The 13,106-nt window shown below is 50.8% G+C and carries 12 protein-coding genes and 1 rRNA gene; 1 reads left to right on the forward strand and 12 read right to left on the reverse strand.

The features are described 5' to 3' along the window. Window positions 1-4: 4 nt before the first annotated feature. From ispF to ACE5KN_RS29320, 3 genes are all read right to left on the reverse strand, one after another. The gene (gene ispF / locus ACE5KN_RS29310) at window positions 5-496 is read right to left on the reverse strand and encodes a 2-C-methyl-D-erythritol 2,4-cyclodiphosphate synthase (protein ID WP_375528017.1); all 492 of its coding nucleotides are present in this window, start codon (window positions 494-496) and stop codon (window positions 5-7) included. Beyond that, window positions 493-1,191 carry a 2-C-methyl-D-erythritol 4-phosphate cytidylyltransferase gene (gene ispD / locus ACE5KN_RS29315; protein WP_375528016.1) on the reverse strand — a complete coding sequence of 233 codons (699 nt, stop codon included), beginning with the start codon at window positions 1,189-1,191 and terminating at the stop codon, window positions 493-495. Before ispD ends, ispF begins: the two co-directional genes overlap by 4 nt. A gap of 96 nt (window positions 1,192-1,287) precedes the next feature. Next, entirely contained in the window at window positions 1,288-2,370 is a 1,083-nt protein-coding gene (locus ACE5KN_RS29320; RefSeq protein ID WP_375528015.1) for a PIN/TRAM domain-containing protein, read from the reverse strand. Window positions 2,371-2,594: 224 nt separating this feature from the next. Between ACE5KN_RS29320 and ACE5KN_RS29325 the strand changes: the two genes are divergently transcribed. Next, window positions 2,595-2,990: a nucleoside triphosphate pyrophosphohydrolase family protein gene (locus tag ACE5KN_RS29325; protein WP_375528014.1), complete on the forward strand. Its 396-nt coding sequence runs from the start codon at window positions 2,595-2,597 to the stop codon at window positions 2,988-2,990. A 99-nt stretch (window positions 2,991-3,089) separates the two neighbouring features. On the opposite strand, the gene pssA is transcribed toward ACE5KN_RS29325, so the two are convergent. The 9 genes from pssA to rrf form a co-directional block, all read right to left on the reverse strand. Continuing rightward, window positions 3,090-3,827 (reverse strand): CDP-diacylglycerol--serine O-phosphatidyltransferase, encoded by a 738-nt coding sequence (gene pssA, locus ACE5KN_RS29330; RefSeq protein WP_375528013.1) that lies wholly within the window; start codon window positions 3,825-3,827, stop codon window positions 3,090-3,092. A gap of 48 nt (window positions 3,828-3,875) precedes the next feature. Then, window positions 3,876-4,952: a DNA integrity scanning diadenylate cyclase DisA gene (gene disA / locus ACE5KN_RS29335; RefSeq protein WP_375528012.1), complete on the reverse strand. Its 1,077-nt coding sequence runs from the start codon at window positions 4,950-4,952 to the stop codon at window positions 3,876-3,878. A 13-nt stretch (window positions 4,953-4,965) separates the two neighbouring features. Next, window positions 4,966-6,336, reverse strand: coding sequence for a DNA repair protein RadA (gene radA, locus ACE5KN_RS29340; protein WP_355325626.1), 1,371 nt, complete (start codon window positions 6,334-6,336; stop codon window positions 4,966-4,968). Between the two features lie 264 nt (window positions 6,337-6,600). Then, window positions 6,601-9,045, reverse strand: a complete 2,445-nt coding sequence (clpC, locus tag ACE5KN_RS29345) for an ATP-dependent protease ATP-binding subunit ClpC (protein WP_375528011.1) — start codon at window positions 9,043-9,045, stop codon at window positions 6,601-6,603. 81 nt (window positions 9,046-9,126) lie between these two features. Continuing rightward, window positions 9,127-10,188 carry a protein-arginine kinase McsB gene (mcsB, locus tag ACE5KN_RS29350; protein ID WP_375528010.1) on the reverse strand — a complete coding sequence of 354 codons (1,062 nt, stop codon included), beginning with the start codon at window positions 10,186-10,188 and terminating at the stop codon, window positions 9,127-9,129. A gap of 30 nt (window positions 10,189-10,218) precedes the next feature. Further along, complete coding sequence (mcsA, locus tag ACE5KN_RS29355) at window positions 10,219-10,743, reverse strand: protein-arginine kinase activator protein McsA (protein WP_375528009.1); 525 nt, start codon at window positions 10,741-10,743, stop codon at window positions 10,219-10,221. A gap of 50 nt (window positions 10,744-10,793) precedes the next feature. Further along, window positions 10,794-11,255, reverse strand: coding sequence for a CtsR family transcriptional regulator (locus ACE5KN_RS29360; RefSeq protein ID WP_375528008.1), 462 nt, complete (start codon window positions 11,253-11,255; stop codon window positions 10,794-10,796). 418 nt (window positions 11,256-11,673) lie between these two features. After that, entirely contained in the window at window positions 11,674-12,843 is a 1,170-nt protein-coding gene (locus tag ACE5KN_RS29365; protein ID WP_375528007.1) for a GNAT family N-acetyltransferase, read from the reverse strand. 175 nt (window positions 12,844-13,018) lie between these two features. Beyond that, a 5S ribosomal RNA gene (gene rrf, locus ACE5KN_RS29370) occupies window positions 13,019-13,106 on the reverse strand; the annotation flags it as partial.

The raw sequence follows: 13,106 nt of genomic DNA on the forward strand, positions 1-13,106 counted from the left end.
TCTCTCAAGATGATAGCATACCCTTGACAAGGCAGACAACAGACTGTGCTGCAATGCCCTCACCGCGGCCGGTAAAGCCGAGCTGCTCCGTCGTTGTCGCTTTGACATTCACCTGGCTCAAATCCTCCGCGCCGAGCGCGCGGGCGATCACTTCAACCATCTGCGGTATGTACGGGGCCATCTTCGGCTTCTGTGCGATGATTGTCCCATCGACGTTGCCGAGACGGTAACCCTGCTCCTTGGCAAGCGCCCAGACATGCTCCAGCAGCTTGAGGCTGTCTGCATCCTTGAAAGCCGGATCGTTGTCCGGAAAATGCTTTCCGATATCGCCAAGACCCAGTGCGCCCAGAATGGCATCCGTAATCGCATGCAGCAGCACATCGGCATCCGAGTGGCCGAGCAGCCCTTTCTCGTAAGGAATCGTCACCCCTCCGATAATGCACGGCCTTCCCTCCACCAGCTGATGAACATCAAAACCCTGTCCTATACGAATCATCCTGCGTCCTCTCCCTTTTTGCTAATCCATAATTGTGCAATATCCAAATCTTCCGGTGTCGTAATTTTAATATTGGTGTATTTCCCCTCCACGACCCGCACCGGAATGCCCAGCCGCTCAACGAGCATGGAATCATCCGTCCCGAGAAAGCCTTCATGCTCGGCGGCTTCATGAGCCCGCAGCAAATCAGAAAGACGAAAAGTCTGTGGCGTTTGAATGCTCCACAGACTCCGGCGATCCGGCGTAGCCGCAATCACCCCTTCTTCATTAACCTGCTTGATCGTATCCTTTACCGGCACGGCAAGTACGGAAGCCCCGAACTCCCGGGCAGTCTCCAGGCATCTCCGGATTTCATCACGGCCCACGAAGGGACGGACACCGTCATGCACCATAACCCATTCGGTCTGCAGGCATTCCAGTCCGCGATGTACGGAATGCTGCCGTTCGGAGCCCCCTGCGATGACGTCCTTAACTTTGGCGATCTGATGCCTGTCAATCCACTTCCGGCACCGCTGCACATCATCCGCTCCTGTAACGAGTACAATTTCGCTTACCTCGGGTACAGCCGCGAACACCTCAAGCGTGTATATAAAAACAGGTTTGTCCTGCAGCAGCAGAAACTGCTTGCTCTCCGCAGTTCCCATGCGGGTACCGCGTCCCGCCGCCACAACGACAACGCCCAAGCTGTTGTTCATAGCGCGAATCCCGCCTTAACGTCAGTATGATATATGGAACGGAACAGACCGGGTCTTCATCCCGGACTCTTTCATCCAGCTATCATCATACCGCTTTTACTGGGCTTTTTCCAATAATTTTGGCTTGGCGAAGATCATTCGGCCCGCAGATGTCTGGAGCACGCTGGTCACCAGCACCTCCATCGTCGTCCCGATATAGTCCCGTCCGCCTTCTACCACAATCATCGTTCCGTCGTCCAGATAAGCAACACCCTGGCCGTACTCCTTGCCATCCTTGATGATCTGTACCATGATTTCCTCTCCCGGAAGCACGACAGGTTTGACTGCATTGGCCAGGTCATTGATATTCAGCACGGATACTCCCTGCAGCTCGCATACCTTGTTCAGGTTAAAGTCATTGGTTACAACCTTGCCCTGCAGTACCTTCGCCAGTTTGACCAGCTTGCTATCCACTTCGGAGATTTCCTCGAAGTCTCCTTCATAGATGAGAACCTTCACATCAAGCTCCTTCTGAATTTTATTCAGGATATCCAGCCCGCGCCGGCCGCGGTTGCGCTTGAGCAGATCGGAGGAATCCGCAATATGCTGCAGCTCTTCCAGCACAAATTCAGGGATGACAATAGTCCCTTCAATGAAACCCGTCTTGCAAATATCCGCAATTCTTCCGTCAATGATGACACTCGTATCCAAAATTTTATGCTCCTCAATTCCCCTGCCCTCCTGCACCTCCTCGCGACCGAATCTGCCTGATTTCCAAAACGACGCCAGATCCTCCCTTTTCTCAAGCCCCACCATAAGACCGACATAACCGCAAACGATCATGACGCCTACTTGCAGAATCTGACCCGCTTGTCCAAGCCAGGAGAGGCCCGGGTACAGCAGAATCGACAGGATCAGACCGGCGACAAGGCCTGTCGTGCCGGCAGCCATTTCATTCATCGGAATTTTGGACAGACCCTCAATCCCTTTTTGCAGCCGATACGCTGCCGCCGTGCCGGCGATATTGCAAAGCACCATAAACAGCACCGCACCAGCCACTACCCAAATGAAGCCGCCCGTGGCGGTCGCTCTCATCCATTCCGGCATCCAGGACACGGCCCCGGACGCTTTTTGGAACAATGTGTAACCGAACCAGGAGCCGCATAAACCGGTAAAAATTAAGATAGCCCTTCTCAACATCGAGTCCTACACCTCCTAAAACCTTTCAATTCCAAAATTTAGTTTCCCTTTATCCAGTATGGTCCACTTTCACCTTCGGTAATCGCAGGCTGTAAATTTTTTACACATGTTATCTTTTCACGAACGCCTAGCAGAATCCTTCTTTGGAATTTTATGTTGAAAGCGTACAATTGGCTGACTTATAATGAACTTATTCCTAAATAATTAGAGGTGGGTAGCGATATATGAGCGCACAAAGCTTACATGCTTTTCAGGATCAGGTTTCCGAGCTGCTGCTCCGTCACCGCAGTTTGCTGGATATTTTGTCCAAGACAGGCCAATCAGGCGCTGCTGTTAACCGTGTGGTAGCCAAAGCTGTTACCGAATGCGGCTGTATAGAGCTTCATGCCAAGAAGCAGGACTATGAATCGGAAAGCGGGCTTGAACACGCCAAGGTGCTGCTGGACAATCACGTGCAGGGGCAATTGTGCGAAAATTGCAAGGAAGCGATCACCGCCGAGCTGGGCCGAAGTCTTTTTTACATGTCCGCCCTGTGCAACCAGCTTGATATCCGTCTGGAAGATGTCGTTGAGAATGAATCGCGCAAATGCTCTACCTTAGGTTTGTTTAATATGTCATGACCGTTTATATACTTCAGTAAGGATAACCTAACAAAAAAAGCATTTATTTCTCCCGACTGTGAGGGAAATAAATGCTTTTTATTTTTCATATTTAATTGATTAACGCTCCGAGTGACGATAACTGTTGCTGTCCTCGGAATGACGGCGCTTGGCTCGCCTTTTTCTGGCTATCGCCTGAATGTTATGCTTCATGCCATACACCGCATAAAGTACCAGCGGCACAAAGATCAGCTTGGAGAGCTGATCGGAAAACTGGACGGCAACCACCACGGCGCCGATCACCACAAGCGGTGCGATCCACACTGCCTTTTTGGGCAGGCCCACACGTTTGAAATTAGGATATTTCAACGAACTGACCATCAGATAAGACAGCAGCAGTGTGGCAACAGCCATCGAAAACAGGGATATATCCTCATGAAACAGGGACAATGTAGCGAGTACACCCCCTGCCGCAGGAATGGGAAGCCCAGTAAAATACCCGGGTGCTCCACAGACTACGTTAAAGCGGGCCAGACGGAGCGCTCCGCACATCGGAAAAATGGCCGTTACCGTCCATGCCAGAGCAGGACTGGCCGATTGAAAGGCAACAAAATACATGATTATCGCCGGAGCGACCCCAAAGGAAATGACATCAGATAATGAGTCCAATTCTTTGCCGAATTCACTTTGCGCATTTAATGCCCGGGCTACACGTCCGTCCAAACCATCCAACAACATGGCGACAATAACCATAATGGCAGCATGACTGTATTGACCATCGATAGCCATTAAGATGGCGATTATTCCGAGAAACAGATTACCAAGGGTAAACATGTTCGGAATAGACTTCATAATCATTGCTTCACCTCATAAACTCACGAATAACATCCGCTAATTGTATGTTATTTACATTTGCCTGTCAATGAAAACCTGCTCTTGCAGCCGTTTCAAGCCTTCCTTGATGGTACGGGCTCGCACCTCGCCGATGCCGTCGACTTCATCCAGCTCCTCAATCGTCGCCATCATCACATGAGGCAGCTGATGGAAGCGTTCCACCAGATTATGAATGATGACATTAGGCAGGCGCGGAATTTTGTTCAGCACCCGGTATCCCCTGGGGGCGACATAGTCCTCGGATACGGCCGCAGAAGAAGGATAACCTAGCAGCCTTACAATGTGGCTCATATCCAGCAGTTCTTCGTCAGTCAGATGCTTCAGCCCGTTGATGATTTCACGAATTTTCTCGTCACTGTCTTCCTTGGCGTAGTCTTTGTACAACAGCCAGGCTTCTTCTTCGGTATTGCCGATCAATTCTTCCATCTGCATGTTGATCAGGCGCCCTTCATTGCCCAGTTCGTTGACAAAACGCTTGATTTCCATTTTGATGCGCAGTACCATTTGAGTCCGTTGGATGACATTGACCACTTCAGGTAGGGTCACCAGCTCCTCGAACTCGGAGGCGGTCAGGTTGGTAAGCGACTGTGTCAGGACGGATTTATATTTCTCCATCGTTTGAATAGCCTGATTAGCCTTGCTCAAAATGACGCCTATTTCCTTTAAAGAGTAACGAAGCGTTCCTTGGTATAATGTTATAATATTTCGGCGCTGCGAAATGGACACAACCAGCTTGCCCGTTTGCTTGGCGACCCGCTCTGCCGTTCGGTGCCGGATACCCGTTTCGATGGAGGAAATGGAGGAGTCCGGGATCAGCTGCGTGTTAGCATACAGAATCCGCTTGAGATCTTCACTTAGAATGATTGCTCCGTCCATTTTGGCCAATTCATATAAATAGTTCGGGGAAAAATCGCAGTTAATCGAAAATCCTCCGTCCACCACTTCCATGACCTCGGGACTGTAGCCTACCACCAGCAGTGCGCCGGTCTTGGCTCGCAGCACATTTTCCAGCCCCTCCCTGAAGGGCGTACCCGGCGCCACCAGCCGCAGCAGTTCGTTCATTTTTTCCAGTTGGCTCGTTTCCTTCATTTTTCGTTGCCCCCTAATCTAATGCGGCTGCTAGTGCATCTGCCACAGTTCCGACTCCAATGATCTCCAATCCTTTGGGGGGCGTCCACCCCTTAAGGCTTTTCTCGGGCATGATCACCCTTTTGAAGCCCAGCTTCTCCGCTTCACGCACACGCTGCTCAGCCCGGGATACGGCACGTACCTCGCCGGTCAGTCCCACTTCGCCGAAAATAACGTCATATGGCTTGGTCGGCATATCCTTGAAGCTTGACGCGATGCTTACCGCAATGGCCAGGTCCACTGCAGGTTCATCCAATCTTACGCCCCCGGCCACGTTCAGATAAGCATCCTGGTTCTGTAAAAACATGCCCATACGCTTCTCTAATACAGCTATGATCAACCCCATGCGGTGGTGATCCACTCCCGTGCCCATTCTGCGCGGTGATGGAAAGTGTGTGGTTGCGATCAGCGCCTGCAGCTCGACCAGCACCGGCCTTGTGCCTTCCATGCTGGCGACCACAGTGGAGCCTGCCACACCAAGGGGCCGCTCCGACAGAAAAAGTTCAGAAGGATTGGCTACCTCGCGCAGCCCCTCTTCACCCATTTCAAAAATTCCCATCTCGTTCGTTGAACCGAAACGGTTCTTCACCGCACGCAACAGCCGGTACGTATGATGCCGTTCTCCTTCAAAATACAGGACACAGTCCACCATATGCTCCAGAAGACGAGGGCCGGCAATAGCCCCTTCCTTCGTAACATGCCCTACCAGCACCGTAGCGATGCCCAACCCTTTGGCAATGCGCATGAAGCGGGCGGTACATTCGCGCACCTGAGCCACGCTGCCCGGGGCACTCGTCACCTCCGGCAAATACACCGTCTGTATGGAGTCAATAACCAGGAACTGGGGCTTCATGTTGTCTACAGCCTCTTCGATGGTCTCCAGATTCGTTTCACAAAGGACATACAGGTTGGGAGATAAAGCGCCAAGGCGGTCAGCCCGCAGCTTGGTCTGGCGCACCGACTCCTCGCCGGATACATAAAGCACGCGAAGCCCGGTGCGGGCCAGTTCATTGGAGGTTTGCAGGAGCAGCGTGGATTTGCCGATTCCGGGATCGCCCCCGACCAGCACCAGGGAACCCGGGACGACCCCACCGCCAAGCACACGGTTCAATTCCGTGATTCCTGTCAGGATTCTCGGCTCCTGATCACTTTCAATTTCCACGATGGGAAGTGGCTTCTCTTTACTATTATGAAAAAGGGATGAATTCATCCCAGCGGTTTTTACCACCGTCTCCGTTGCTTCGATCATGGAGTTCCAGGCCTGGCAGCCTGGGCACTTGCCGTACCACTTCGGAGATTCATATCCGCACTCTGTGCAATAAAATTTGGTTTTTACTTTGGCCATTCAGTTCTCCTTGCGATTTTTCGACATCCTTGTCGTATTTCGTTGGCCTTGATTGAAAAAAAGCTTCAGCATTAAAAGTTTACCATTGAACCAGAAGACCGTAAAGCAATATCACAAACTTTTCCAAACGTTTTGGCGTATGGGAACAGGCTGATGCAGACAAGAAAAAAAGGCTGTTCCCGCCGCGGTTCGTTCGCGGGGAACAGCCTTTTCCCTGTTCGCTATTTTTACTTGTAAACAACCTAAGTTTCTACTGAAACATCATTACGATCTGGCCGTTACATTATTCTTCTTGGTTACTGTCAGCTCGCCATTGTCCTCATCGATCAAGAGTGAATCGCCTTTGGTAATCGTGCCTTTCAGCATTTCCTCAGACAAGCGGTCTTCGATATGCTTCTGGATCGCCCGGCGCAGCGGACGCGCTCCATAGGCAGGATCAAAGCCTTCCTTGGCGAGGAACGCCTTCGCTTTATCCGTCAGCTCGAAGTCCACATTGTACTCATTCAACCGCTTGCGCAGCTCTTCGGACATGAGCGAAACGATTTGGCCGATATGCTGCTCTTCCAGCGAATGGAAGACAATAATTTCATCGATCCGGTTAAGGAACTCGGGACGGAAGCTTTTCTTCAGCTCCTCCATCACTTTGCCCTTCATGTTCTCATAGTTCGCACCGGCATCAACTGCAGCCGTAAAGCCGAGCGTGGAATTGCGCTTGATGGCTTCTGCCCCGACGTTGGAGGTCAGAATGATCAGCGTATTGCGGAAATCCACGACCCGTCCTTTGGAGTCTGTCAGACGGCCGTCTTCCAGCACCTGCAGGAGGATGTTGAACACTTCCGGATGCGCTTTTTCAATTTCATCCAGCAGCACAACGGAGTATGGCTTGCGGCGCACTTTCTCGGTCAGCTGTCCTCCTTCATCATATCCGACGTATCCCGGAGGAGCCCCGACGAGACGGGATGTGGAATGCTTCTCCATGTACTCGGACATATCGATCCGGATAACCGCGTTTTCATCACCGAACATCGCTTCCGCCAATGCGCGGGCTAGCTCGGTTTTACCGACGCCAGTAGGTCCAAGGAAGATGAAGGAGCCCATTGGGCGCTTCGGATCCTTCAGGCCGGCACGGGCGCGGCGGATTGCACGGCTGACTGCCTTAACCGCCTCATCCTGGCCGATTACACGTTCATGCAGCAGCTGTTCCATATTCAGCAGGCGTTCGGTTTCTTCTTCCTTCAGCTTGCTTACGGGAACACCGGTCCAGATCGATACGACCTGTGCAATATCTTCCGGAGTGACTTCGGAATCTGTGCGGCCCTGCTTTTCTTTCCATTGATTGCGGGTCATGTCCAGCTCTTCGCGGATCTTTTGCTCCGTATCGCGCAGTGCTGCTGCTTTCTCAAATTCCTGGCTTTGCACTGCGGAATCCTTCTCCTTGCGGATATCCTCCAGACGGTTTTCCAGCTCCTTCAGATTTGGCGGTACCGTGTAGGAGTTCAGCCTTACTTTGGAGCCCGCTTCGTCAATCAGGTCAATCGCTTTGTCAGGCAGGAAGCGGTCTGTAATGTAGCGGTCGGACAGTTTTACAGCTGCTTCAATCGCTTCATCCGTAATTTTCACTCTGTGATGCGCTTCGTAACGATCCCGCAGACCATGCAGGATTTGAATCGCTTCTTCCGGAGATGGCTGATCCACTGTAATCGGCTGGAAGCGGCGTTCCAGAGCGGCATCCTTTTCAATGTATTTGCGGTATTCGTCAAGCGTCGTTGCACCGATACATTGGAGCTCGCCGCGTGCAAGGGCAGGCTTCAGAATGTTGGAGGCATCAATTGCCCCTTCTGCGCCACCGGCGCCAATCAGCGTATGCAGCTCGTCAATGAAGAGAATGATATTGCCCGCTTGGCGAATCTCATCCATAATCTTTTTAAGGCGGTCTTCAAATTCCCCACGGTATTTTGTGCCTGCAACGACTGAGCCCATGTCCAGTGTCATTACACGCTTGTCGCGCAGTGTCTCCGGAATTTCATTCGCAATAATTTTCTGCGCAAGACCCTCGGCGATGGCCGTTTTACCAACTCCAGGTTCACCGATTAATACCGGATTGTTCTTCGTACGACGGCTCAGCACCTGAATGACACGCTCAATTTCCTTGCTGCGCCCAATTACAGGGTCCAGGTTGCTTTCCTTCGCGGAAGCCGTCAGGTCACGGGCCAGACTATCCAGCGTAGGGGTGCTGACGTTGGATGGAGCACCACTGTTGCTGGATACCGCCTCACTGCTGCCCAGCAGCTGAAGCACTTGCTGGCGCGCTTTGTTCAGGCTGATTCCCAAATTGTTCAGCACTCGGGCGGCAACACCCTCGCCTTCCCGAATCAGACCAAGCAGGATATGCTCCGTGCCTACATAGGTATGGCCCAATTTCCGTGCTTCATCCATGGAGAGCTCAATCACTTTTTTGGCGCGAGGTGTATAAGCGATGTTCGTAGGCTGCTCCTGACCACGGCCAATCAGCGTTTCCACTTCGTCCTGAATTTTCTCAAGACCGAGGCCGAGACCGATCAGCGCTTTAGCCGCAATTCCATCACCTTCGCGAATCAAACCAAGCAGAATGTGCTCTGTTCCAATGTTGTTATGTCCCAGGCGTACTGCCTCCTCCTGAGCCAAAGCCAGTACCTTCTGCGCTCGTTCCGTAAATCGTCCGAACATCATATGTCTTGCACCTCCATTGAAAAATTCAAATCTTTTTCTCGCTAAAAACTCTGTTATCCAATTAATAAATATTATGGCCTCTTATGCGGTTCCCAGCTGCTCGCGGATCAGCTTGGCCCGATACATATCACGCTCACCGGCACCCAGCGCTTCCCCGAACTTTTTCTGCAGAAAACCTGGCTGAGTCATGACATTCAACTCATTCAATACCGGTATTGAGGGTTCCTTAAGTATACCAAGATCCACACCAAGGCGGATATCCGACAACCGCTGAGCCGCCTCCTTGGAGTCCACGATCGCCGCATGGGACAATATCCCGTAAGACCGCATTACCCTATCCGTAATCCGCAGCATGGACTCATTCATAAGTCTCGATCTTGCGGCCCGTTCATGCTCGATAATCTGAAGCACGACGCCGTGCAGGTTCTCAATGATTTCCTCCTCGGTTTGCCCAAGGGTGATTTGATTGGATATCTGAAACAGATTGCCAATCGCCTCGCTTCCCTCACCGTAGATGCCGCGCACTGTCAGCCCGACCTGGGAGACAGCCGATAAAATGCGGTTAATCTGGTGGGTCATGACCAATGCAGGCAGATGCATCATCACTGAGGCCCGCAGGCCGGTTCCGACATTCGTCGGACAGCTCGTCAGATAGCCCCGCTGATCATCAAACGCGTAATCCAGATGCGCTTCAAAAGCGTCATCAATAGCAGTGGCATTCTGCCAAGCTTCCTTCACCTGGCACCCCGGATACAGGCATTGTATACGAAGATGGTCTTCTTCGTTGATCATAATGCTGACAGATTCGTCCTCATTAATCACCGCTGCCCCGTTGCGGGACTCGGAAGCCAGATTCGGGCTGATCAAATGCTTTTCAACCAGCACTTTTTTATCCAGTTCTTCGGTGTCCGCCATTTTGACGATATGGAATGGACCGAAATGGTTAACATCCTCATAGCGCAGAACGTCCGTCAGTTTGTTCAGCACATCCTCGGACTGCTGGTTGGTGGCGAGCATCGGAAAAGGCAGATGCTGCAGGTTCCGTGCAATCCTGACCCGGCTGCTTATGACGATCTCGGAGTCTGCAGCATCTGTGCGCATCCAATCGCTAAGCGGTTTTTCCGTAAAGCGGAGATTGGGCATAAACGCATCCCTCCTACTCTTAACAAGACTTTACTCCTGTGCTATTTCTTTTTCAAGCTCCCGGATCTGATCGCGAATTGATGCAGCAGCTTCAAATTCCTCAGCACGAATTTTGAACTGCAGCTCTTTCTTCAAGTCATCAATTCTGCGTCTGACCTTCATCTTGCCGCCGCTTCGCACCGGTACTTTACCTGTATGGGCAGCACTGCCGTGAACACGCTTGAACAGCGGATCAAGTCGGTCGTTAAAATATTTATAACAGGAGCTGCAGCCAAAACGACCGATTTTGCTGAACTGCGCATAGGTCATCCCGCATTCCTCACAGCGGATCGACTGCGGGTTCTGTGTCCCTGCCGACGCACTCTTGATTGTCGGATCAAAATCGAGCAGGCCTGAAAGCAGACTGTGAATAGAGAAGCCATTCGACGTTCCGGGGATCAGCTCTCCTTTTTCCCTTGCACAGGCCTCACATATATGAAATTCGGTCTTCTCTCCGTTAATGATTTTCGTAAAATGGAGAGTTGCCGGCCTTTTGCCACATTCCTGGCACAGCATGCACATACCTCCTTTACGTCAAAAGCCTGACTGCCCGTTGGCATCAAGGCCTATTTGGCCAAAAGCGCAATCAGCATCGCTTTCAGTATTCTGGCCCTAACCTGATCCCGGTAAGGAAGCTTCAGAGCAATGGCGTCCCTGGATACCGCTGCTTTCATGATGGCAGCTTCCTTTTTATTGAGAAAGCCCCCTTCTCGTAGCTGGTAGATCAGCCCTTCCGCTGCGGATTGGCTAATCTCATCTCCTATGCTATGATGCAGATGCGTATGGAGTACGTGATGAGCCGGGAGTTCTACACGCTGGATGCGAACATAACCGCCACCGCCGCGCTTGCTCTCAACAATATATCCCTTCTCCAAGGTAAAACGTGTACTGATTACATAGTTAATCTGGGATGGCACGCAGGAAAAGCGGTCAGCCAGGTCATTACGCTGAATTTCCACGATGCCCTCAGGGCTTTCAATTAACATGCTTTTTAAATATTGTTCAATAATATCGGAGACATTCCGCACATTTCATCATCCTCCACCGACAGAAATGTGAAGTCTTATTTCACATTTACAGAATATGCCGTATATTGAACTTAACCAAAACGAAAAGTCACGAATCTGGAGTACGGCGTCCCCTCAGCCTGGTGATCGCCTGCTCTGAATCAGTTCTGGCGATGATTATCACGAATTAGTGTGACCTTTGACTCCCCCAATTCATACACTGTTCTTCTGAACAAGCGCAGATTTGATGAAGAAAATTCAATTCTTTGATCAAGTTGACTTTGACTTTCTTTGACTTTGTTTTCATTATAACATAATTTTCTCATTTGCCAAGAGCTCAATTTCATTTTTCACAATATTTCTTTGATTAATTCATTAACGCTAATTTCTCAAGCGAAAAAGGACCCTTTTCATCTATGGAAAAGAGTCCTTGAATGGGTTAAAAGAAATCCATCAGGAAAGTTTGGGCGGAAGGAACAACCAGCTCGAGCATATATGCTGCTTCAGCGCTGCCTGTAAGTCTGCCCCAGCGGAACAATTCCTGCGGACGCTTGTAACCGATCAGCATGGCCGATAACGCAGCTATATCGCACTGGAGCTGAGCTTCGGTGTTTCCACGGACAGGCTCCAGCTTTCCTTCTCCCTGCGAAGACACAGACAATCTCCAGATTCCCTCATTCCAGGGCGCATGTGTATCTGTGAGTGCCAAAGTGATTTCGGCTCCTTGCGCGGATGACTGGAAAGGGAATTGTTCTACAAACGCAGGCACATCCACAATCCTCCCCATAAAGTAAGGGATAATTTCCTGCTTAATACGCGGATCTGCCAGGAGATAAGGAAGCGAATCATTGGCCGGAATAAAGCTGAAGGTCCCTTTCTCAACCATGGAGTCATGGTTGGCAAAGTAGGTCCACAATGCACGTCGCGCCTGTTCAGTCAGATACACAAATTCGTCACAGGAAAGCTCTTTATTCTGCACCTTATAGAACACATACCCTTCCGGAGCACCATTTTCCGCATAAAAAACAGCCGTCTGGGTATCTTTGTTCAACACACGGTTTTCCCACCATTCCATGTCTCTTACCAACGTGCCATTGAACTTTTGCGCATATTGCTGATATACCTTGTTTAATTGCTCTGTATCCCGGATGTTGCGCTTGATCGTTCCCTCTATTGCCGTTTTGGACGGAAACTTGTCTACTGGAACTGTGTATTTCTTGTGTTCAATAAAGATTTCCCAGCCAAATTTGCGGTAGAAGGGGAAAGAAAACGGATGCAGAAAAGAAACAGTCTGCCCGGACAATTTCATTTGCTCAAGGGCATGTTTGAGAAGCCGGGACACCAGACCGCCGCGCCGCTTCTCTGGCCATGTCGCCACCCCGGCAATCCCACCCATGGCAAATTGCTTACCATGCAAGTACACCTGCAGAGGAAGCAGTGTTAGCTTGGCATTCAGCTCTTCGCTGTCGAATACACCCCACACTTGTTCTGGTTTGAATTTCTTTTTCTGCTCCTCCAGCTCCGCAGGAGACAATGTGTATTGAAATGCATATTGCGACAGTTCAGTGCTGGCTTCGAAATCCTCATGACGCAGTTGCCTAATTTCCATAGTCCCACCTCATATGTATTAGGATGAAAGCAGTAATGCTAATCAAAGTGTCGCAAAGCGGCTGCTATCTGTCAACAGAAATGGAAAACAGATGCGCCCTTATGCACAGGCTGGTTTGATGTTATTCTTCAAAAAATGAAAAAAACCACTGCCATTAATGGCAGTGGTCATATTCGCCTGGCAACTTCCTACTCTCCCAGGACCCTTCGGTCCAAGTACCATCGGCGCTGGAGGGCTTAACGGTCGTGTTCGGGATGGGTACG

The sequence above is a fragment of the Paenibacillus terreus genome (assembly GCF_042138595.1).
GTDB classification, from domain to species: domain Bacteria; phylum Bacillota; class Bacilli; order Paenibacillales; family Paenibacillaceae; genus Paenibacillus; species Paenibacillus terreus.